The 22,045-nt window shown below is 60.8% G+C and carries 18 protein-coding genes and 5 pseudogenes; 12 read left to right on the forward strand and 11 right to left on the reverse strand.

The features are described from left to right. The first annotated feature begins 147 nt into the window (after window positions 1-147). The 3 genes from A6V37_RS17245 (at window position 148) to A6V37_RS17255 (ending at window position 3,082) form a co-directional block, all read left to right on the forward strand. Window positions 148-426 (forward strand): hypothetical protein, encoded by a 279-nt coding sequence (locus A6V37_RS17245; RefSeq protein WP_064270444.1) that lies wholly within the window; start codon window positions 148-150, stop codon window positions 424-426. Between the two features lie 60 nt (window positions 427-486). Beyond that, window positions 487-666 carry a hypothetical protein gene (locus A6V37_RS17250; protein ID WP_064270445.1) on the forward strand — a complete coding sequence of 60 codons (180 nt, stop codon included), beginning with the start codon at window positions 487-489 and terminating at the stop codon, window positions 664-666. 487 nt (window positions 667-1,153) lie between these two features. After that, window positions 1,154-3,082, forward strand: coding sequence for an NHL repeat-containing protein (locus tag A6V37_RS17255; RefSeq protein WP_064270446.1), 1,929 nt, complete (start codon window positions 1,154-1,156; stop codon window positions 3,080-3,082). Window positions 3,083-3,434: 352 nt separating this feature from the next. Here A6V37_RS17255 and A6V37_RS40765 read toward each other — a convergent pair whose 3' ends face one another. Beyond that, the gene (locus A6V37_RS40765; protein ID WP_131799919.1) at window positions 3,435-3,911 is read right to left on the reverse strand and encodes a hypothetical protein; all 477 of its coding nucleotides are present in this window, start codon (window positions 3,909-3,911) and stop codon (window positions 3,435-3,437) included. On the opposite strand from A6V37_RS40765, the gene A6V37_RS17265 reads away from it, so the two are divergent. The 3 genes and pseudogenes from A6V37_RS17265 to A6V37_RS43200 form a co-directional block, all read left to right on the forward strand. Continuing rightward, a complete protein-coding gene (locus A6V37_RS17265) occupies window positions 3,904-4,356 on the forward strand; it encodes a cupin domain-containing protein (RefSeq protein ID WP_064270448.1) in 453 nt (150 codons plus the stop codon). The two genes, A6V37_RS40765 and A6V37_RS17265, sit on opposite strands and share 8 nt — an antisense overlap. A 325-nt stretch (window positions 4,357-4,681) precedes the next feature. Further along, window positions 4,682-5,086, forward strand: coding sequence for a nuclear transport factor 2 family protein (locus A6V37_RS17270; protein ID WP_064270449.1), 405 nt, complete (start codon window positions 4,682-4,684; stop codon window positions 5,084-5,086). Window positions 5,087-5,337: 251 nt separating this feature from the next. Continuing rightward, window positions 5,338-5,433 (forward strand): annotated as a pseudogene (locus tag A6V37_RS43200) (LysR family transcriptional regulator); the annotation flags it as partial. A gap of 381 nt (window positions 5,434-5,814) precedes the next feature. Here the strand turns inward: A6V37_RS43200 and A6V37_RS17275 are convergent. The 3 genes and pseudogenes from A6V37_RS17275 to A6V37_RS41815 all read right to left on the reverse strand — a co-directional run. Next, the gene (locus A6V37_RS17275) at window positions 5,815-6,066 is read right to left on the reverse strand and encodes a DUF1488 family protein (protein ID WP_064270450.1); all 252 of its coding nucleotides are present in this window, start codon (window positions 6,064-6,066) and stop codon (window positions 5,815-5,817) included. A 68-nt stretch (window positions 6,067-6,134) separates the two neighbouring features. Beyond that, entirely contained in the window at window positions 6,135-6,452 is a 318-nt protein-coding gene (locus A6V37_RS17280) for a hypothetical protein (protein WP_064270451.1), read from the reverse strand. 411 nt (window positions 6,453-6,863) lie between these two features. Continuing rightward, window positions 6,864-7,218 (reverse strand): annotated as a pseudogene (locus A6V37_RS41815) (transposase); the annotation flags it as partial. Window positions 7,219-7,785: 567 nt separating this feature from the next. Between A6V37_RS41815 and A6V37_RS17285 the strand changes: the two are divergent. Further along, window positions 7,786-8,355 carry a YdeI/OmpD-associated family protein gene (locus A6V37_RS17285; RefSeq protein WP_064270452.1) on the forward strand — a complete coding sequence of 190 codons (570 nt, stop codon included), beginning with the start codon at window positions 7,786-7,788 and terminating at the stop codon, window positions 8,353-8,355. Between the two features lie 365 nt (window positions 8,356-8,720). Further along, complete coding sequence (locus A6V37_RS17290) at window positions 8,721-10,130, forward strand: short-chain fatty acid transporter (RefSeq protein WP_082902852.1); 1,410 nt, start codon at window positions 8,721-8,723, stop codon at window positions 10,128-10,130. Between the two features lie 82 nt (window positions 10,131-10,212). On the opposite strand, the gene A6V37_RS17295 is transcribed toward A6V37_RS17290, so the two are convergent. The 5 genes from A6V37_RS17295 to A6V37_RS17315 all read right to left on the reverse strand — a co-directional run bounded on the left by A6V37_RS17295 (window position 10,213) and on the right by A6V37_RS17315 (window position 17,081). Next, entirely contained in the window at window positions 10,213-10,563 is a 351-nt protein-coding gene (locus tag A6V37_RS17295; protein ID WP_064270454.1) for a copper-binding protein, read from the reverse strand. Beyond that, a complete protein-coding gene (locus A6V37_RS17300; protein WP_064270455.1) occupies window positions 10,560-13,769 on the reverse strand; it encodes an efflux RND transporter permease subunit in 3,210 nt (1,069 codons plus the stop codon). The genes A6V37_RS17295 and A6V37_RS17300 overlap by 4 nt, the downstream gene beginning before the upstream one ends. Continuing rightward, window positions 13,766-15,319 (reverse strand): efflux RND transporter periplasmic adaptor subunit, encoded by a 1,554-nt coding sequence (locus A6V37_RS17305; protein ID WP_064270456.1) that lies wholly within the window; start codon window positions 15,317-15,319, stop codon window positions 13,766-13,768. Before A6V37_RS17305 ends, A6V37_RS17300 begins: the two co-directional genes overlap by 4 nt. Window positions 15,320-15,330: 11 nt before the next feature. Next, entirely contained in the window at window positions 15,331-16,626 is a 1,296-nt protein-coding gene (locus A6V37_RS17310; RefSeq protein WP_064270457.1) for a TolC family protein, read from the reverse strand. Between the two features lie 92 nt (window positions 16,627-16,718). After that, the gene (locus A6V37_RS17315; RefSeq protein WP_064270458.1) at window positions 16,719-17,081 is read right to left on the reverse strand and encodes a hypothetical protein; all 363 of its coding nucleotides are present in this window, start codon (window positions 17,079-17,081) and stop codon (window positions 16,719-16,721) included. A gap of 904 nt (window positions 17,082-17,985) precedes the next feature. On the opposite strand from A6V37_RS17315, the pseudogene A6V37_RS17320 reads away from it, so the two are divergent. Together A6V37_RS17320 and A6V37_RS39240 are read left to right on the forward strand one after the other, a co-directional pair. Next, window positions 17,986-19,041, forward strand: a pseudogene (locus A6V37_RS17320) (thioredoxin family protein); the annotation flags it as partial. Between the two features lie 227 nt (window positions 19,042-19,268). Next, window positions 19,269-19,961 carry a formylglycine-generating enzyme family protein gene (locus A6V37_RS39240; protein ID WP_075643519.1) on the forward strand — a complete coding sequence of 231 codons (693 nt, stop codon included), beginning with the start codon at window positions 19,269-19,271 and terminating at the stop codon, window positions 19,959-19,961. Window positions 19,962-20,119: 158 nt separating this feature from the next. Here A6V37_RS39240 and A6V37_RS17325 read toward each other — a convergent pair. Further along, window positions 20,120-20,701: pseudogene (locus tag A6V37_RS17325) on the reverse strand (cation:dicarboxylate symporter family transporter); the annotation flags it as partial. On the opposite strand from A6V37_RS17325, the pseudogene A6V37_RS39245 reads away from it, so the two are divergent. Beyond that, window positions 20,695-20,873 (forward strand): annotated as a pseudogene (locus A6V37_RS39245) (DUF3363 domain-containing protein); the annotation flags it as partial. The pseudogenes A6V37_RS17325 and A6V37_RS39245 overlap by 7 nt on opposite strands. Window positions 20,874-20,885: 12 nt before the next feature. Here the strand turns inward: A6V37_RS39245 and A6V37_RS17330 are convergent. Next, window positions 20,886-21,527: a TetR/AcrR family transcriptional regulator gene (locus A6V37_RS17330; RefSeq protein ID WP_064270460.1), complete on the reverse strand. Its 642-nt coding sequence runs from the start codon at window positions 21,525-21,527 to the stop codon at window positions 20,886-20,888. Between the two features lie 83 nt (window positions 21,528-21,610). On the opposite strand from A6V37_RS17330, the gene A6V37_RS17335 reads away from it, so the two are divergent. After that, window positions 21,611-22,045, forward strand: coding sequence for a carboxymuconolactone decarboxylase family protein (locus A6V37_RS17335; protein ID WP_064270461.1), 435 nt, complete (start codon window positions 21,611-21,613; stop codon window positions 22,043-22,045).

A 22,045-nucleotide genomic window follows, 5' to 3' on the forward strand; every position in this document is an offset into this window, starting at 1 on the left:
CTCGGCGCAGGTTTGCCAGGACTTCGGGAAGACTCACTGCGTGCTGTACGGCGCACGCGTCATGTGCTGACCGCATCGGTTCGCATCAAGAGACAGTCGTCCCGTGCTGCAATCAGGACTGCAGCGCAAACCTCATGGAAGGCAGTCGTGCGGCGCAAAGTCGTTGACACTGCGTATCTCGAAGGCACCGTGCCCGCGACGAGCGCGCCCCCGTTCGAAGTGGCGGACGGTGTTCGCTGCGTGCCCGCCGGCGATGTCACACGCATCACGGAGCGGCCCGAACGTTTTGTCGTCATCGGCGCGGGCAAGACCGCGCTCGACACCTGCGTGTGGCTGCTCGAACAGTTCGCGATGCTGGGCGTGATCGAGGCCCTGATTGGAAGCGATGCGGAAAAGAATCGACTCTGTCCGCCGATCGCTTACTGAGATGCGAACACGGACTACCTCGGTGCTTTCCTCGTGACCCTCGCGAATGAGCGAGCTCGCATGGCCTATCCGGCGCTTGTGAGCTGGGCAAAGGAGACCCGCCTCAACCCGTTCGGCGGAATCGGGCACTATCGCGATGCACCGGACGTTGTAGATGCGCGCGAGCGTATCAAGCGCTTTGCGACGGGGGCAGTTGGTAATTTGGCGCAGCTCGTCAGATCGAATATCGCTCGGACGTGATGTGTTGGAGATGCGAGATGCGGGCTGGCCGGGGTTGCCGCGATCAGATTTGCGTTGTCGGTCTGTCAATGTCCGGCGGCGATTGCTGAGCTGACGCCTGGATGGGGGATGACGGCGATCGGCAGCACACGGCCCACTTCGGCCGTTCAACCCAGCCGATCTCAACGGCGGCTTCCAAGGTAGAACGGCCGCTTGTTGACACGCATGGCCAGGCGCGGCAAGGCCCGATAATGTGACAACGCCATGAAAATGCCAATGTGTGGATTCGCACACTTCTGCTCGGATTCGTCTTCGGGCTTCGTGCCCGGAGCACTATTTTTCAGAAGCACGTCCCTCGGCTGACACAACCGGCGCGGAACGTGCCGACCTGTACGGCGCGCCGATCTGATTGCGCCGTACTGCATCCTTACTTGCCCGCCGCCTCCGTGAAAAAGCCATCCGGTCTCTTGATGGCGGCCGTCGCCTGTGCTGAAAATTGGAGGACGTCATGAAACGAATCTGTGCCGCACTCCTTGTGGCAGTGCTGAGCGCGGCTATTGCGTCGGAATGTCAGGGGCAGTACACGACTGACTGGATAGCGAATACGTTTGGGACTAACGCCACGCACGTAGGTAACGCCGCGCGTTCGATGTGGGTCGCACCAGAAGGCACCATCTACACTGCTTCCATGTGGGATGAGAACGAAGGTGGCATTGCGATCTACAAGAACGGTGCTAATGCGGGCAGCATCGGCGCGCACGGCGAGCCGCAGGGCTCGGCGATTACCGGCAATGCGACGTACCTTTGGGCTCCCCGCCAATTCGGCCGTGTCAACGGCGTCTTCGTGAACGGGTCGGTCTTCCGCTATATCCGCGCGACTGGTGTGAACGACCAGCAGATTCAGGTCAGCGCTGACACCACCGAGCGGCGCGCAGACGTCATCACCGGCATCGCTACATGGGGCCAATACTGGGCCGCATCTGATCATCCAGGCAACCGCGTCCGCCTCTACAAAACCGACGGCACCTGGGTCCTCGACATCCCCGTGACCGATCCTGGCGCCATTGCCTTTGACCGTAACGGCAACCTGGTCATCGCGCAAGAGACCGAAGGCGCACTCCAGCGCTTCAAGCTCTCCGGCCAGTCCCTTGGCACAGTCACCCTCGCCGCAGGCGTCCAGCCTCACGCCCTCTACTTCGACCCGACGACCCAGTACCTGTGGATCGGCGACGTCGGGCCAGACCAACAGGTCAAGATCTACGACACGCGCACTTATACGCAGGTCTCAACCTTCGGCATCAAGGGTGGGTACCTGGACGCAACCACTGGAACCAAAGGCCAGGTAGGCAGCTTGCGCTTTGCTCGAATCGATGGCATTGGGCGAGACTCTGCGGGCAACACCTACATCCTCTCCCAGCCCTGGGGCGGCAGCTGGGACAACGGACGAACAGGAGGCACGGACATCTATGCGTACGGTTCGACTGGAGCACTTAAGTACAGGTTGCTGGCGCTGAATTTTGAAGCTATTGGAGCGCCGGACCCAGCGGCAGATGCTGGAATTTTCTACAGTGGCGTCAACGTCTACAGTGGTACGGGTGGTGCAAACTGGTCCTTCGTCGCCAATACGGTTGATCCCTTCACCTACCCCGACGATCAGCGACTGAACTCGACTACCTACCCCGGCCGCGGCTTGCACTTCGGCATGATTGCGAGCGCAGGAACAAACAGGGTGCTGGTCGCCACTGACCAGAACCCCGACGGCTTCTATTTCTTCCACTTCGACCCGGCCCAAGGCTATATCGCCGTTCCGGACGGGGCATTGCCGGGCACGCAATTTAATGCCACTGCGCGGGTCCGCAACGGCTTCTGCCTCGACAGCAGGGGCGACGTGTGGGCGGGCCTGGACAAGACGAACCAGATCTGGCACTGGCCCCTCACAGGGTTCGATGCTAACGGCAAACCGTCATGGGGAGCGCCTTTGACTGTGGCGACTCCTGCGTCGATCGGCGACCTGAGCCGCATCATTTACCTGCCAGAAAGCGACACGATGATTCTCGGGCAACGCATCACGGGCAGCACGGACTGGACCGGCATCGGAACCCGCGTAGAGGTCTATCACGGTTGGCTCGCTGGCAACACGACCAACCCCAATCCGGTAATCACCCTCTCCAGTGCGAACCCGAAGTCCCTCACCGCTGCTGGCAACTACCTGTTCGTTGGCTACGTCCACACTGTGCCCAACATCGACGCCTTCAATCTGACGTCGGGCAGCCTGGACAACACATTCACCAACAGCAACCCCAGCAACGTGTACGTCGGCAATGATGTGGATTCAATGTACGGGCTGAGATCGGTGCTGCGTTCGAACGGTGAGTATGTTGTGACCAAGGACGACTACAACGGCACCAGCATCGTTGTTTATCGTTGGACTCCTTGATCACCCATGTCTGTCGTACCTACTCTCCCGGCCTCAGACTGGCAATCTTGCAAACGATAGCGAGCAGACAACGGCGCGTTGCCAATGAATCATTGACCGATGAACGGTGAAACCCGCAGTGGAACCGCGTCCGTCACATGTCAGCCTGCAAGCGGACCGTCGCGACATTTGCTCGAGTGGCGGAATCTGGCCGACCCCGGTCCGATGCAGAACTGGCGATGAGAGGCCATCGTCGACCCGGCTGCATCCGACAGAAGCCGACTCTCAAGGGACATTCGTATCGTTCGGACGCGGACATTCTGCGCGGCCAAGACGTGCGACCCTATGCATGGTTTGTTACCGATGTTCGAGGTTACCAATGGCTGAGAACGACGAAGGCAAGATGAGCGCGATTGAGAAAGCCGCATTGAACACGCTTGCAATTGGCGTCGGGATTCTCGTCGCATTCGTTATCTGGGGTGCACTGTTTAACTTGCTCACGTATCACAGCCTCTTCCAGCCACGGCATCCCGTGGCTGACGGTGTCGTCCTCGGCGGGGGATTTATGCTGATCGCGACGCTTCCGGCTTTGATTATTTTGCTGCCCATGTGTGTAATCGCAAGTCTCCGGCTCTTTCAAAAATTGCGATGACAAGGTAGCCGGACGCGTGCCGCGCTCGGGCAACGGCAGATCGTCGACGATCTGCGAAGTGTTAACGGATGTCCGTTCCTGGCCGACATCTGCCGATAAAGGATGACCCTTTTCAAACAGTGGGCGGGTGTATTCTGCGGTCGTATGCACGCCATTTCGCCGACGTCGGCGCTCATTGTTTGGAGAAGCGATGAACATCAGCGCACACAAGCCTTGCACTCCCAACTGCCAACTGGTGCAAGCTGGCCCACAGTTCGAGGGGAAGCAAGGGCTGACCTATGCGGTAGGTATCTCATCTGAAAGTGTGGGATCGAAGCATGTGCATCTTCAGCTAGCAACAATTCCGCCGGCTGCCAGGGCCAAAGCGCATCTCCATGCGGAGCATGAGACCGCCATCTATCAGCTGAGCGGCATCTCGGGGTGCTGGTATGGCGAAAGATTGGAGCACCATGCGGTGGTTCGGGCCGGAGATTTCTTCTACATCCCCGCAGGGGTCCCGCATGTTCCGTACAACGCGAGCGCGGATGAGCCTTGCGTCGCGGTAATCGCCCGAACCGATCCCAACGAACAGGAAAGCGTCACGATGCGGCCGGATCTTGATGCCTTACCTGACTGGCCGAGCGTTCTGCCTTCCCCGCTCTAATTGAGCTGAGTGCAACGGAGCAGTTGCGCCATGACGCGTCATCATGTCGTGGCTGAACAGGACACGCTAGCATCGCAAACCTCGCATGCCGTGTGAAGGCATGCGGCCCAGTTCGACCCCTAGGTGCCGTTCGACCCGGCAACATGTCAACGGCAGCTTTTAGAATTCCAACGGCCATCCATGAGCCGGGAGCGGCCGGCAGGTTCTCAGATTTTTTCTGGTTGGCGAGCGCACGGTTTTGGTGACTCGACTATGATGATCTGGTAACGGCCTCGATTCCGCAGCAATACTGAAAGATCTCCAAACGGCGATTATGGGAGGCGCAATGAGCGAGCAACAAAACGTTCAACTGGTGCAGCAGGCATACGATGCTTTCAGCAAAGCCGATATCGATGGCGTCCTGAAAACGCTCGCTGATAATGTCGACTGGTTCATACCTGGGCCTACAGAGATCATCCCATTCGCTGGTAGAAGGCACGGCCCTCAGGAGGTCGCGGAATTCTTCAGTGCGCTTGCTGCGACTCAGACTGCCGAACGGTTCGAACCTGTCGATTTTATTGCCAGCGAAGACAAGGTCGTCGTGCTTGGGGTGCAGCGCTGGCGCGTAAATTCCACTGGCATTACGTATGAAGATGAGTGGGCTCACGTCTTCACGATCGAAAACGGAAGAATCACGAAATTCAAGGAATACCACGACACGGCGGCTGAAGCGGCGGCCCATCGGCCATAGAAATATTGGCCTACATTGATTGAAGCCCATGCAACGTTCAGCGGCCGCGAGTCTGGCCCTCATGTCGGTTTTCTTAGGCACCACCAGCGGCGACGTGCATCGATCCGCAACATAACCTCCCGCACGCGCCAGAAGCCTCGTGTGGATCGCCACAACGCTTCGCTCAACAAATATCGCGCTCGGGTCATTCTCTCTCGTCAAAGGCCCGCCCGTTGCACCACTAGCCCGCTTTTCGCGTGGGACAGATCTGGATGCCGAATTCGGCCCTGGCCCGGCGATCGAGCGCCCCGCAGAAGGCTATCCACCTGCGCCTCCTGCATCGCACTACACGCGTGGTGAACATGTCTTCATGCTGAAGTCCAGGTAATCGAATATCGCCAAGAGAACTGGTAGCTGATACAGGCGGATCGTCGCTGAGTGAACGCCAAGGTCGATGACCGCCCCAAAACAACAATGACCGCTCTCGGGCCCGACCAGTTGTTCCAACGACGGAGCGCCAGCGGTAGCGTAGTGCCGCTCTTGGCCGGCTGCGGTCTTCCAGTTCGAGGTGGGCGGCCGTCGTTTCACGGGCCAACGCGCCGGATTCCTCGCCCATCGCGGAGTCCGGCGAATCATTGGCGGCAGGAGAATGCCAGTCAAACCCGCAAAGCCAGGCTTTATCAACATTCTCTATCCAGCGCGTGCCGCCATGTGTCTTGCGCTGGAATGGCGACGCGTATCGGCGCTTCTTAGTGCAGCGTGTAAAGTGTCTGCGGCCCCTCGACATAGAGGGTCATGGCGACCTTCAGGATCTCATTGCGATGCCGGTCGAAGGAGGCCAGCACCCCTGCTTCGTCAGAACCAAGCGCGGAGTCGAAATTCTTCAGTACACGGTCTTCCACAAAGAAGGTAATCTCGCGTGCGTTGTCGTACCCCCAGAACCACACGCCATGCCTGGTCCCATCATAGCTGCGGCTGGGGTTAGAAAAACTGAGTGCCATGTGTCGTCCTTCCTTCTACGCCCTTGATGGACCGGGTGCACGCTCACTACCACCGCGGAGCGCTCCCGCTAGTGCGTATCGCCCTTCATGCTCTCGGCTTCCATCGCGGCATGCAATTCCTCGTACGCCTCGATTGGCTCCATGTCCTGATCGACGAACGCGGCTGCGCGCTCTGCGGCGGTCAAAGCGTCGCCCACGATGTCGCTCTGGCTGTCGTCCTCGGTACTCGGCGGCACCAGCATGTCCTCAAGCATCCCGCGCAGCTCGGGGGTATTCCATGGCTTGCCCAGCTTGGCCTTCCTGTTCAGGTAGTGACGAATTTCGGAGTCTTGCTCGGCCGTGAGCGGAAGCCCGTGAAAAGTGGGGTCGGAGTTGTGATGGATCATGATGCGCCTCCCGAAGTGGTCTGCGCTTTCAATGTGAAGATATCAATTTCCTGCGGTGAACGTTACAAGTTGCGTGTGATCATTGCGCCGCGTGTCCGCGGCCAACCGATTTACGTCTTCTTCTTGGCGGCACCTTCGTTTCCAACTCGCGAATGAACCGTGCTGAACGGGGTTGTCGGCACTGACGGCTTTGTAGGCTGCTTGGGCTTTTTCGCTTCGCGAGTGCTGCGTAGTTGACTTTTGGCCATGGTATTGCTCCTAGTGCGTTGCGTGCCAAGGTGGCATTCCCAGCATACGCGCTTAGAAGCTCTGACAAAACGACTTTCACGACTCTTATGAGATGGCGCGAGCAGATGATGCAGCAAGCGGGAAGGCTTCATGAATGATGGCCGGTTTCTCGAAGCAAACTCACAGTTGCTTGAAATTGCTCAACCAGGCGATCGTCCGTTCGACAACCAGCGGGTCTTGCCAAGGCCGCTGCCGTGCGGCTAGCCCTGGCGGGCGATCTCCGTGGCGATGCCGAAGGCGTGTAGGGGCTTGCGGTACCTGTCGTGGTTGTATCCGCGATCACTCTGCACAAAGCCGGGCTTGGATAGGGGACGACCACGTTGCCACGGATCGGAGGAATCGCCTTGATCAGCGGCAGCAGTTCGGTGACGTCGTTGCGGGTGGCGCCAGTCAGGATCAGTGCCAGTAGAATGCAGTTCGCATCCGTCAGGAGGTGGCGCTTTGTACTCGCACGATCGGTGGCGTTGGGTCCTGTTTTGAGCTGCACAACGGCGTGCGCCGGCCGATCGAAATGAGACAGTCTTTCGGTATGGTGACCGTGGCTTGGCGTGGGAGCTTTTCAACCGTCTGAAATGGCTTTGGCGTGGAGAGCGCGACGCAGCGAGGCGCTATCTGATCAAGCCTGGTAAGGCGACCGAGGCGTCAGAGGGGAAAGATCGCGAACCGGTACGTGGCTGTACGCCGAATTCCACGCGGCGTGCGCCGCGCTGGAAAATTGTCGACGATCCTCCTTACTGTCGCGATTGTCCGTTCCTGGCCGAACCCGGTCCGACGTTGAGCCGCCGACGTGGCTGCCAGCTATCGTGCCACATCGGGTAAAAAGCGCCCCTACCGGTCGTCGCCGGAACCGATGGCGATGGCAGATGCTGGCGGGAAACCGGTCAACTGGATGCTCCGCCAGGAAAGACTTCCATCTTCCCTCCGACGGATACACGCTGAATTGTCGATAAATCGGGTATTCCCAAATCCGCGCAAATCGGTAATCTGCGAGGTTTCAGTGCACGAAAAAGCCTCGCATTCCTGAATGCAACCATTCGGATCCTCCATGACTGAGCCTCGCCTGACATTCCTTGACCAGAATGAATGGGAAAACTGGTTGACTCAAAATGGCGGTACCTCGGCCGGGATATGGCTTCGCCTTGCCAAAAAGGGTGCCGGGCAACCAACCTTGACGTACGAACAGGCACTGGAAAGTGCCCTGTGTCATGGCTGGATCGACGGTCAAAAACAGACTGAAAGTGAAGAGTACTGGTTGCAACGCTTCACTCGACGCTCCGCAAAAAGTATCTGGTCCAGGCTCAACAAGGACCGGGCCGAAGCGCTGATCGCCGCAGGCAGAATGCTTCCTTCTGGCATGCTAGAAATCGAGAAAGCCAAAGAGGATGGCCGCTGGGAGGCTGCCTATACGTCGGCCAGCAACTCGGTCGTGCCGGACGACCTACAGGCCGCACTGGATGCCAATCCCAAGGCCAGCGCGTTCTTTGCGACACTGAACGGCCGAAACCGCTACGCCATCCTGTTTCGGATACAGAATGCCAAAAAGCCTGCAACACGGGTGCGCAAGATCGAGGAGTTCATCGGCATGCTGAATCGCGGCGAAACCATTCATCCCTAGACCAGGAAATTCGACAGCCGACGAAAGTCGCCGGACGATACCGCGCTCAAGGCGGGCAACCTGCAGCGCTCTCCAAGCCTCAGCGCTGCCGAGCGTCACCAACCGTACGCCGAACCCCGCCTATACTAGACACCGGCCGCGTCTACAGCGAGGCGTCGCTGCTGCATGACATGATCCTCGGCGACTGATCGCATCACATGTATGTCGCCGTCAACGTGCTGGCCTTGTGGGCTAAACGGACATTGGGCACGTTGTCCCCTTGCATGCAAGCCTGCACGGACCGGTGATACATTCTGTTCAGACGCCCACTGAGGAACAGCGACATGCCTTCAAAAAACGACTTGAACGATAAGTTGCAGACGCGAATGGAGGACACGCGCTCCGCCCGTTTCGCGATGGCGTGCGCGGCCTGGGCGGAGAAATGGTTTCCCGATTCCTGGGTGTTCGCGGTGGCCGGGATCTTTATCGTCGTGGCCGCTGCACTCGCGATCGGTGTGCCGGCGCGGCAAGTCAGCGCCGCGTTCGGCAAGGGCTTCTGGAGCCTGATTCCGTTCACGATGCAGATGGCGTTCGTCGTGATCGGCGGATACGTGGTGGCGAGCTCCCGGCCGGCCACGCGGCTGATCGAGCGCCTCGCGCAGGTGCCGCGCACCGGCCGCACAGCGGTGGCGTGGGTCGCGCTGATCTCGATGATGGCCTCGCTGCTGAACTGGGGGTTGAGCCTCGTGTTCGGCGGCCTGCTCGTCAAGGCGCTCGCGCGCCGCACCGACATCAAGATGGACTATCGCGCCGCTGGTGCTGCTGCCTACCTCGGCTTGGGCGCCGTATGGGCGCTCGGCTTGTCGTCGTCCGCCGCGCAGTTGCAGGCCAACAAGGCGAGCCTGCCGTCGTCGCTGCTCGCGATCACCGGCGTGATCCCGTTCACCGATACGATCTTCCTGTGGCAGTCCGGCTTGATGCTGCTCATTCTGATCGTGGTGTCTCTCATGATCGCGTACATGACCGCGCCCGGCGAGGCCCACGCGCGCGACGCCGCGCACTGCGAGGTGGATACGCGCGAAGATGCGCATCATGAGATCGCAAAGCCCACACGCCCCGGCGAGTGGCCGGAGTACAGCCCGGTCCTGATCATATTCCTTGTGCTGCTCGGCATCGGCTGGATGATCGACGAGTTTTCCACCAAGCCGGCGATCCAGGCGATCTCGGGATTGAACACCTATAACCTGATTTTCCTGACGGTCGGCGCATTGCTGCACTGGCGCCCGCGCAGTTTCCTGAACGCGGTGGCGCGCGCGGTGCCGACGACCACAGGCGTGCTGATCCAGTTCCCACTATACGGCTCAATCGCCGCGCTGATGACCGACGTGAAGGACGCAGGCGGGCATACGCTTGCGCATCACGTTTCAACCTTCTTCGTGCAGGTGGCCTCGCACGACACGTTCGCGCTGCTGATGGGCGTGTATTCCGCAGTGCTCGGCTTCTTCATTCCGTCGGGCGGCGGCAAGTGGATCATCGAGGCGCCGTACGTGATGCAGGTGGCCAACGACCTGAAATACCACCTGGGCTGGACGGTGCAGATCTACAACGCCGCCGAGGCGTTGCCGAACCTGATCAACCCGTTCTACATGCTGCCGCTCCTGGGCGTGCTAGGCCTGAAGGCGCGCGACCTGATCGGCTTCACGTTCGTGCAGATGCTCGTTCACATTCCGCTCGTGCTGTTCCTGCTGTGGTTCCTGGGACGGACCTTGCCGTATGTGCCTGCCGTGATCCCGTAAGGAGACAGTCCGGGGAAGCGCGCATCGGCTCCTGCTTGCCGGCGCGCGGACCGAAGTCCGCGCGCCATGCGTCAGCACTTCATCAAGACTGCTTTTCGAGTTTCACGATGGTCAGCGTGCCGTCGACGTTTTCGACACGTACCTTGACCTTGTCACCCACGTGAACCTGCTTGACCATCGCAGGGTCCTTTGCCTTGAAGGCCATCGTCATCGGCGGCATCCCGACGTTCTCGAGCGCACCGTGTTTCAGCGTGACCATGCCGCTCGCCGGGTCCACCTTCTTGACTTCCGCGTCGGTCAGCGCGGCGTTCGACGACGCCTTCGCAGCGGAAGGCTTCGCAGACATGTTCATGCCTGCCATATCGTCGCCGGCGAATGCAGGGGTAGCCAGGACAGCTGCCAACGCAGCAGACACAACAATCAGTTTCTTCATCGGATTTCTCCAGTTTCGATAGAGGGCACTCGCGTGCCGGAGGGGACTACTTCGGGGAACTGCTCATCGCTCGCACGTCTTGCGCGACGACGCTGCAACAGGTACCAGGCGGCGGGAATAACGAACATCGAAAGAAGCGGTGCGGTGACCATGCCGCCGACCATCGGCGCGGCGATGCGCTGCATGACTTCTGACCCGGAGCCGTGCCCGATCATGATGGGGATGAGCCCTGCAAGCACCACCGCGACGGTCATGGCCTTGGGCCGCACTCGCAGCACTGCGCCTTCACGGATGGCATCGAGCAGCACGGCCTCGGTGAACGGTTCGCCATCTTCAAGGCGGCGATTCAGCGAGCCCTTCAGATACAACAGCATCACAACACCGAATTCCGCCGCAACGCCGGCTAGCGCGATAAACCCGACCGACGTCGCAACCGATACCGCGTGCCCCAGAATCCAGATCAGCCAGAACCCGCCAACGAGCGCGAACGGCACCATGGACATCAACAGCAGTGCATCGGCGGCCGAATTGAATGTCAGGAACAGAAGCACGAAGATGACCACGAGCGTCACGGGTATCACCGTGCGCAACTTCGCCGCCGCGCGCTCCAGATACTCGAACTGCCCAGACCACGCAATCGAATAACCCGGCGGCAACACCACCTTCTCCGCGACGGCGTGCTGCATCTCTTTCACGGCCGACTGCAGGTCCGTATTGCGAATATCGACGTAGACGAAGCCCGAGAGCCGCGCGTTTTCACTACGAATCGACGGTGGGCCATCGGTAATGGCGATATGCGCGACATCGCCGAGCTGGATTTGTGCGCCCCGGTCGGTGATGACAGGCAACTGCCGCAACTTTTCGAGGGAATCCCTGACCTCGCGTGGATAGCGGATGTTGATCGGAAAGCGCTCCCGGCCGGAGATGACCTCACCGATGTTTTCGCCCCCAACCGCCGACGAGACGACGGACTGGATGTCCGCCACCGACAGTCCGTAACGTGCGGCCGCCAGGCGGTCAATATCGACGTCGATGTACCGCCCGCCATTCAGCCGCTCGGCGAGCGCGGAGGTCACACCCGGCAAATGCTTCACCGCCGCTTCGACCTGCGTCGCGATGCTGTCGATCTGCGTCAGCTCGGGTCCTGAAATCTTGACCCCGACGGGCGTCTTGATGCCCGTCGACAGCATGTCGATGCGGTTGCGGATCGGCGGAACCCATACATTCGACAGCCCTGGCACCTTCACCGTCCGGTCCAGTTCATCGACCAGCTTTTCCGGCGTCATGCCGGGTCGCCACTGGCTGCGCGGCTTGAACTGGATCGTCGTCTCGAACATCTCGAGCCCCGGAGCGGGGTCGGTGGCCGTTTCAGCCTGGCCCGCCTTGCCAAAGACCGAAGCCACCTCCGGTACCGTCTTGATGAGCCGGTCGGTTTGCTGCAGCAACTCGCTTGCTTTCTCCGTCGAAATGCTGGGAAGCGCAGTCGGCATGTACAGCAGGTCACCCTCATCGAGCGGTGGCAGGAATTCTCCGCCAAGGCGCGAAACCGGGACGATAGTGGCAGCCAGCGCGACGACGGCGATGCCAATCGCAACCCATGGGCGTCGAAGCGTTGCCTCGAGCAGCGGCCTGTAGAGGCGAATCAGCACACGGTTGATGGGATTGGCGTTCTCATGCGGAATGCGGCCCCGGATGAGGTAGCCCATCAGCACGGGCACGAGCGTCACGGACAGCCCGGCTGCAGCCGCAATCGTGTACGTCTTCGTGTATGCCAGCGGCGAGACGAGCTTGCCTTCCTGCCCCTCCAGTGAAAACACCGGGATGAACGACAGCGTGATGATGAGCAGCGAGAAGAACAGCGCGGGCCCGACCTCGGCCGCCGATGTCGCAATCAGCTCCCAGCGCTGCGCTGCTGTGAGTTGCGTGTCGGGAAACTCGTGCTCGAACGCCTCCAGATGCTTGTGGGCGTTCTCTATCATCACAATGGCGGCGTCTATCATCGCGCCGATGGCAATGGCAATACCGCCGAGCGACATCAGGTTCGCGTTGATGCCCTGGTAGCGCATCACGATGAACGCGGCCAGTACGCCAAGCGGCAGCGACAGGATGGCCACGAACGCACTGCGCAGGTGAAACAGGAACACCGCGCAGACTATCGCAACGACAATGAACTCCTCGATCAGCTTGTCCTTGAGGTTGTCCACCGCGCGGTCGATGAGCTGTGAGCGGTCATAGGTCGTGACAACTTCGACGCCAGCTGGCAGCGACCGCTTCAGGTCAGTCAGCTTCGCCTTCACCGCCTCGATCGTCGTCAACGCGTTCTTGCCCGAACGCATGACGATGACGCCACCCGTGACCTCGCCCTGACCATTCAGCTCCGCGATGCCACGGCGCGTATCGGGCCCGATCTGGATGCGCGCCACGTCGCCAAGCAGCACCGGCGTACCCGCATCGTTCGTGCGCAGCACGACGTGGCGAAAGTCATCCAGCGAATGAAGGTAGCCCGACGCGCGCACCACGTACTCCGACTCAGCCAGTTCGACCACGGAGCCGCCCGACTCCTGATTGGCCTTGCTTAGCGCGTCGGCCACCTGCTGCTGCGTGATGCCGTATGCACGCAGTTTGTCGGGGTCGAGCACGACCTGGTACTGGCGCACCATGCCGCCGATGCTCGCGACTTCCGAGACGTCCGGCACGGCTTTCAACTCGAATTTCAGGAACCAGTCGTTAAGTGCGCGCAGTTGTGCGAGATCGTGGTGACCGGTTTTATCAACGAGCGCATACTCATAGACCCAGCCCACACCGGTCGCGTCCGGACCGAGCGATACCGTCGCGCCAGGCGGCAGCCGGCTCTGCACCTGGTTCAGGTATTCGAGCACGCGCGAACGTGCCCAATACTGGTCGGTCTTGTCATCGAAGAGCACATAGACGAAAGCTTCGCCGAACGACGAATACCCGCGAATGGCCTTCGCACCGGGCACGCCAAGCAGCGTCGTGGTGAGCGGATAGGTCACCTGGTCTTCGATGACCTGCGGCGCCTTGCCCGGGTACGAGGCCTTGATGATGACCTGCGTATCGGACAGGTCGGGCAGCGCGTCGAGTGGCGTTTGCGTGACCGAGTAGACGCCCCACGCCGTGACGAGCACGGTCGCGAGCAGTACCAGGAACCGGTTGTGAATCGACCAGCGGATCAGGCGTGCAATCATTTCGCACCTCCTGCGGCTTCGACCTTTGTCAGCTGGTAGCCGTCATCCGATTGCCGGAAGACGAAATGCATCGTCTGGCCAGGCTTGACGTCCGCAAACGCGTCCGACGCTGGCTTGTTGAACGTCATCGTCATCGCAGGCCAGCCGAGCGCCGGCACCGGTTGATGCGAAAACGTGATGTCTTTCGGTGTGACGTTCTCGACCTTGCCGATGGTCTCGTACGTCTGGGTGGCTGCAGGGGCAGAGGTTGGCGCCGAACCGCCCGTGGTCGCGGACGTGGTGCCTGTTACCGACGGTGCCGATCCACTTGCCAGCCTTGGCAGAACCGATTTCAGGCTGGCTTCCGAATCAATCAGGAACTGGCCGGAAGCCACCACCGTATCGCCGTCGTTCAACCCACCAAGAACCTCGGTATCGTTGCCGATGTCATTGCCCACGGTAACCGTAGCGGGCTGCAGACGGCCGTCGCCGTTCTTCAGGATAACGACGGATCGCTTGCCCGTCGTGATGACAGCCTCGGACGGCACGAGCAGCCGCGACTCCGCCTTCTTGCCGGCCACGCGCACGCGCATCAGCATGCCCGGCGTCAGCCTGAAGGTTGAGTTGTCGAGCTCCAGACGTGCCTGCAGCGTGCGGCTGGTGGTACTGATGCCGGGCAGGATTTCGCGTAGCTGCCCCTTGAAGTGCTGCGCCGGGTCACCGGCAAACGTCGCGTCCACCGACATGCCTGGCCGCACACTGAGCGCGAGCGCCTCGGGAATTTCGACGATAAGCCACAGCTTCGAGAGACCCGCGACCTTGGCGAGCGTCTGACCCGGCGTCACCATCGCGCCATCCCTGACGTTCAGTTCGCTGATGACACCCGTTTCCGGCGACGACAGCACAATGTGTGTCTGTGCCTTTCCGGTGCTGTCGAGGGCCGCAATGATGCCCTCCGGAATCGACAGCGCACGCATCCGCGCACGGGACGCTTCCAGCATGCTGCTGTCCATTCCGCCGCGCCTGAGCGCCAGATACTCTTCCTGTGGCGCCAGCCAGTCGGGTACGAACAGCGACGCAATCGGTGCGCCCTTCGCAATCCGCTGCATCGGCGCGCTGGCGTAAAGGCGGTCGATATAACCGGTGACGCGCGTCTGCACGACGTCTGACTGCGATTCGTCGAACTGCGTCGTGCCGACGGCGTCGAATCCGTCCGACGTTTCCTGCCGGCGCACGGTCGCGTAGCGGATGCCGAGGTTCTGCTGGAGGCCGGAGTCAATCTTGATGCCCGTCGAGCTGCCGCCTTCGTCCGCGTAGACGGGCTCCAGCTGCATGTCCATGAAAGGCGACTTGCCCGGCTTGTCGAAATGCTGCGCCGGGACCATCGGATCGTGCCAGTACAGCACCTTACGCCCCGTCTTCGGGTCGACCTTGTCGCCGGGCGTGGTGGTGACGGCAGCGCTCGCTTCGCCAGCAGCGGGACGATGCGTGCCGGCGACATAGCCGACCGCGAGCAGCGCCGCTGCCGCAAACACCATGAGGGCCGCGCGCGCCAGAAGTTTCTTTTGCATGTTGTTCTCCTTCACTGACCCACGGACATAGAAGATGGCACGACCTGGTATTCGAGCTGGGCCCAGGTCTGGGACACATCGCGCTGCAGGTCCAGCACCTGAAGTTCAGCGTCAAGTTGCGCGCGCCTTGCAGCAAAGGTATCGGCGAGCGAGCCGGTGCCGGCCCGGTACGAGGCAGCCGCAAGTTGCGCGCGCTGATCTGCAGCCGGGAGCAGCGAATTGGAAAGATTGGCAATGCGCTCGCGACCGCTCGCGAGGGTGGCGGACTGGCTGCGAATGTCGGCTTCCACCTGGCGCCGCGCGTCTTCGTACATCAATCGCGCCTTGGTGGCGAGCTCCGCTTTCTCCGAGGTGTCCCGGTCCTGGCGGTCCTTGCGATTGATGGGCAGCGGAATGCTGACGCCAATCGACACCATGTTCGAATAGGCGCCGCCGCGTTGCTGATAGGCGATCTCCCATGTCCAGTTGGGGCTGCGGTTACTGTTCGCGACAGCCGTATCGGCATCGGCAACCTCGATGTCTCGCGAGGCTGCGACGAGGGTCGGCTGCACTTCACGCAGTTCCTCGGGCGGCAAAGATGACACATAGGACTGTGGCGAGGGTGGCTCGCCAGACACGTCGGAGACAGGCGTTGCTGTCCATCGTGACAGGCCGATGAGCGCGGTCTGCAAAGTCTCTTGTGCCTTGAGCATCTGGTCCTGCGTCTGCGCGAGCATCGCCTGAGCCTGCGTGACGTCGGCGGCAGTCGCCTTTGCCCCGCGGTAGGACGCTTTCGTTGCGTCCAGCTCATGGGTCATATGGTGAACGAGTTCCTGCTGCAGGGAGACGGCCTTCTTTGCATAGATTGCCTTCAGCCACGCGGTGGCGGTCTGCTGGCGGGTGTTCGCAAGCTGGGCCAGGTAGCCCGCCCGCTCGCGGTCGACGACGTTATTCGCCAGTTCGGACCGAAGTCGGCGCTTTTCACCCGACACCCATTCCTGCTCGATGCCGATGCGGCGCATCGTCATGAAATCCTGGCCGATGGTGAATTTCTGCTGCCCGTTCACGGGCAGATTGTCGATGCCAGCCTTGAGGGTCGGGTCGGGCAGTTGCCCGGCTCGGACGGACGCTTCAGAGCTGGCGCGTACCGATGCTTGCGCCGCCCCCATGGCGGCGGAGTGGTCGGTGGCAGCCTGCAGTGCTGCGTCGAGCGTAACGGGCGCTTGCTGGGCGTAAGCAGAGGCGCTCGCGCGAATCAGTACCGCAAGAAGTGGACGCGCGCACAACGGCGCACGCCGACGTGACGGCGCGTCAATAGTGGAAAACATGTTCTAACCCCAATGACGGAGTCCCATAGGGAATCCACGTCCTGGACGCAGGACGACCTCGCCGCGAGTGCGGCGAACCTGTCAGCAAGGGATCAGAGTGTGCGAGGGGGGCGCCAGAGGCCGGCCGGTTCACGGACGGCGAGCGACTGTGCGTAGTGGAATACAAGCGGGCTGGTCAGCCCGGCGGGACGGCTTACCTCAATGCGCGGCACGGGGTGATACAGGCTGCCGAGCTGACATTGCGCTGTCGCCTTGCAGAACAAGCCTTTGGCTTTAACCGGTTGGGACGATTTCATCATCTCGCACCCAGGCATCGCCGACGACATCTCGCTGCCGTTGTCAGCATTCATGCTCATCTGCATCGGACATTCTCCGGTCAAGCCGCTGGCTGCCAGCCCACTGATGGGCAGCACAGCGCAGAGCAACAGGAGGATGAAAGTCCGGAATAGTTTCATGGCAGCAGATGTGGCGCCGCTAGTTTACCCAAAAATCAGCGATGGGGGTCGCCGCGAGCTGCCCAGCCATGTGCGAGGCCGGGATCGGGGACGAAACGTGAGAGCAAAGCGGCGCCTGCGCGGCGAACCCTGCCAGAGGCAGCCACGCAACCAGAAAGTACAGCGCCAGTTTTACAGCCCACTTCACGATCTTGCGCTCCCGTTTAGTGTCTATGCCCAGGTTTCACGAGTTTGCTCGGTCGTCCACTCCCGATGCTGACCTTTCCAGCAGACTCGACTCGCGACGCGCGAGCTTCCGCCCGTCACCCCGGCCCAGTTCATCGAGAATGGGGCAGGAAGGCCGACGATCCCTCGCGCAATGCCGCGCGAGATGCGCGAGTGCGTCCCGCATCCCGACAAGCTAGACCTTCCTGCCGTGGGAAGGTCAAGCGTTTTGCGTCAGGCCACGTAAATATTTAGGCGATTCCTCTTTGTGCCGCCATGTATCCGCTGGGCGCGTTGATACATGCGCTTGCAAAAACCCTCGTTCATGGAAACAAGCGAGATACATCCGCGCGTTTTACTACATCAACACCGAGTCGGCTTTGCGTTAAGGATTGTCGCCAATGGCTCGTGCGATCACATTGCCATCGCGGTGGTTGCCAGCGCTGGAAGGTCGGCAAGCGCTGGAAGGTCGGCAAGCGCTGCTATCTGCGCCAATTCCTGGCCTTGCCCGCGATTTTTTGCCATTCGCGCCCGTGCGCACAGGGTGTGGCTCCCTCACTTGTTATGGAAAGCGATCATGAAAATAACTGCCCGGCTTAACCGTTTCATCCTCGCAACCCTGCTGCTTTCCACCTCCGTCGCGGCCTTTGCCGACGGCGATGGTGGGATCAAACAGGGAATGCTGGACCGCAATTTCCCGGCGTTGGCCGCCGCCAAAGTTGAAGACGCGGCAACGCTGGCGAAGCAGGAAGCATCGTCGTTTTTGATGAAGGTCTCGGCGCGCAGCGCGCTGACCGTGGAAGGCACGCTGCCCCCGCTCGACGGCGCCGTGCAATGGCTCAATTCGCCCCCGCTCACGGCTGCCGATCTGCGCGGCAAGGTCGTGATCGTCGACTTCTGGACCTACTCGTGCATCAATTCCCTGCGCATGCTGCCGTACCTGAAGGCCTGGGCCGACAAGTACCGCTCGGCGGGCCTCGTCGTGATCGGCGTGCACGCGCCCGAGTTCGGGTTCGAAAAAGACACCGGAAACGTGCGCCACGCAGTGAGCGACCTGAAGATCGACTACCCGGTCGCGATCGACAACGACCACGCGATCTGGAATGCGTTCAGCAACGATTCCTGGCCGGCCAATTACTTCATCGATGCACGAGGTCGCATTCGCTATCACCAGTTCGGCGAGGGTAACTACGCGGAATCCGAGCAGGTCATTCGCGAGCTGCTGACCGAGGCGGGCGCGAAGAACCTGCCGGGCGGGTTCGTTGCCGACACCGGCAAGGGCGCCGAAGCGCCGCCCGCATTCGGCGAGTTGCAGTCGCCGGAGACCTACCTCGGGTACGCACGCGCGCAGGGATTCGCGTCGGCGGGCGATTTGGTCGTCAACCAACCGCACCTCTACGCGGGTCGTGCGCTGAAGCTGAATCAGTGGGCGCTCGCGGGGACTTGGACGCTCGGCGCCGAGCATGCCGACCTCGATCGCGCGGGAGGCGACATCGTCTACCGGTTTCATGCACGCGACTTGCACCTGGTGCTCGGCCCATCGGCGGATGGCCGGCCGGTGCGGTTTCGCGTGACCGTCGATGGCGCGGCGCCCGGCGCGAACCACGGTGCTGACGTCGATGCCGACGGCAACGGCGTGGTGACTGGCCATCGGCTCTATCAGTTAGTTCGTCAGCAGGGCCCAATTGCGGATCGCACGTTCGAGATCCACTTTCTCGATCCGGGCGTGCAGGCGTATACGTTCACGTTTGGCTAAGCGGCCCATTTGTCAGTCTGGATACGGAGAGAACTGTAATGCGCCACCATTGGGAGGTCGAATGGTCGGTTCCTGGGTGGAACCGACGCCTGAATTTCTGGACGACGGTGCTATTGGCGCGTTTCGCTACCCGGCCATGGCATTTGCGTCAATGCGAGGCCAGCGTCGTGAGACACTACAATTGGAGCCATTTGCCACTGTAAGCTGCCTTCATCGTCATGGAGAAAATGGAACTTCCCTCCGAAACACTCGATGTACAAACGCTACACGTTCCCGCGGGAACCATTGCATTGAGGGACGATAGAATAGGCCGTACGTGGTCCGTCAAACTGCCGCGCTTTGCGATCGGCCGCTATCCCGTCACTCAGGCGCAATATGCTGCAGTAACCGGACAATCGCCATCACCCTATGTCGCCGCGCAATGTCCAGTAGTGAACGTATCCTGGATTGATGCCGCCCGATTCTGCAACATGCTATCGAAGGCTGCCGGCCTTCTCGAGTGTTATGAATTTCATGGTGATGAAACGGGAGCTTCTCTTGTTCCAGAGGGCAACGGCTATCGCCTGCCCACCGAAGCTGAATGGGAGTACGCATGCCGCGCCGGAACAAATGGCCCGAGATACGGTGAACTCGGCGATATAGCCTGGTATAGGGAAAACTCCGGGGGCCACACGCATGAGATAGGTCAGAAGCAAGCAAATGACTGGGGGCTTTTCGATACGCTAGGCAACGTTTGGGAGTGGTGCACCGATCAATACGACCCGGAAGTCTATGGTTCGTATCGCGTGTTTCGTGGCGGTGGTTGGGCTGATGCTGAAAGAGGCTGCCTTGCTACGAATCGGCGGCGTAGCCATCCGACATTTGCAATCGATGATCTTGGCTTTCGGGTTGCCCGATCGCTTGACACCAGTTGCGGGTAATCGCGCGCGCATTTGGCTTTGCCGACTAGCCGAGTCGGCCTGAGCGCACGGTTGAACGACCGTTCTGGGCCGAATCTGGAACTAAGAGGGCCGCGATGCAGGCTGCGACAGCGGGCCTAGGCCGAACTTCCCTAGCTGACCCTCTCCTGCCGTTAAAGCTAGCGCGCGGTAAGCGGCGGCTTTTGAGGTGCAGCAGTCGTTCCGTGCGTATCCGGTGATTGTCCGTCAACGCCGACGGCCTCGCCGCCAGCAGCGCGCAACGCTGCTGCAAGCTTCATCCGCTCCAGACCGCCTTCCCAGGCCGACACGGCAATCGCCCCCACGCCGTTGCCGACGATGTTCGTCAGCGCGCGGCACTCGGACATGAAGCGATCGATGCCGAGGATCAGCACCATCGCGCTGACCGGCACGGTCGGCACGACAGACAGGCTCGCAGCGAGTGTGATAAAGCCTGCGCCCGTGACTCCCGTCTAACCTTTGGAAGTCAGCATGGTCACGAGCAGGAGCGTGACTTCCTGCGCGAGCGTCAGGTGCGTGTTGGTTGCCTGCGCGAGAAACAACACGGCCAGTGTCATGTAGATGTTGCTGCCATCGAGGTTGAACGAATACCCGGTCGGCACAACGAGCCCCACGACACCACGCGGGCAACCGAGCCGTTCGAGCTTGTCCATCAGTTGCGGCAGCGCCGCTTCGGACGTCGATGTGCCAAGCACGATCAGCAGTTCGTCGCGAATATCGGCGCGGCGTCATGCTCGCCTGCGGTCGCTACGAGATGCTCGATGACGGAATGGGCTTCTCATTGGTGCCGTGGAAGCCGGTGATCGAACAGCGGCTGGGCCAGCGGCTCGCCGCCCGGTGCGCGGAGGTAGAGTGTCGTGGGAGATTGGACGGCAACTGAGGCCGCAGCCGTAGACCCGTTTTCTGTTACTTCGGGCGCTTTGCGTATGCACTTAAGATCACGGAAACCGCCTCTTGTACCACTCGTTTGCGTTCGGCTGGACCAGGCGCTCCTGCTTCGGCGCCGACGACACGCAGCCACAATAGGGGTTCATTGATCAAACCCAGGAATTGTTTGGCCACGCGCACCGCATCACTGAAGGTCAATGTACCCCGATGGGCGCATGTCTCAAGATATGTCACCAAAGCCTTCATTGCGGGTTCTTTACCAGCAGCCATGAAGCGCTGGGCCAGGTCCGGAAAGATCGTCCCCTCTGCAATCACCATACGTAGTAGGGCAACGGTCTCCGGCGGCGCCCAGAAATCGGCAACAGCTTGTCCGAGCAGCCTCAATCCATGTTCGGGATTGGATAACGCAGCTATATCCTGGGTGATTTCCAGCACCGGAAAGTCGCTCCAGACCTGCCGGACCGCCGCCTCGAATAAGGCTTCCTTGCTCTTGAACTGGTTGTAGATCGTCCGGCGGGCAACTCCTGCATCGCGTGCTACCAGATCGATGCTTGTGCCGCCGTAGCCGCGCGTGAGGAAAGACGCGACAGCGGCATCGAGGACCGCCTCCTGTGTGGGTGGGACACGTAGCACGGGAGGGGGGGCAACGGACTTCTTCAAGCTCGACTCCTATTGACGGGGACTGCACTGCACAGTACAGTGCAATCAATATGCACTGCACTGTGCAGTCTATGGAGCATAGCATGTCCCGAAATTTATCTCCTGAACATCCATCGACACCTCCCGTTGGCAGCCGCTTTGAACGAGGATGTGCCACCTTCGAGCATGTGTTCGGCCTGCCCGCCAAGACATTCCTGGATGCGTTGGCTGACGTATCGCCAGATTTCGCGCGCCACGTCATGGAATGGGAATTCGCAGATGTCTACAGCAGGCCAGCATTGAGCCTGCGTGAACGCGAACTGGTAGTTCTTGCGGCCTGCGCAGCACTTGGAGCTACCGGCCAAGGCCCATTACGACTGCATGTGGGAGCAGCCCTGCGCTCCGGGCTTACCCAGGAGGCCATCGTCGAGACATTCATTCAGGTCGGTTTTGCCGCCGGTATGCCGGCGGCTTTGCTGGCAATGCAAACAGCCAAGGATGTGTTCGCCTCCGTGGTTTCCGCTGAACCGAGGGCCTGA

Origin of the sequence: Paraburkholderia ginsengiterrae (assembly GCF_001645125.1) — a bacterium.
Lineage (GTDB): Bacteria > Pseudomonadota > Gammaproteobacteria > Burkholderiales > Burkholderiaceae > Paraburkholderia > Paraburkholderia ginsengiterrae.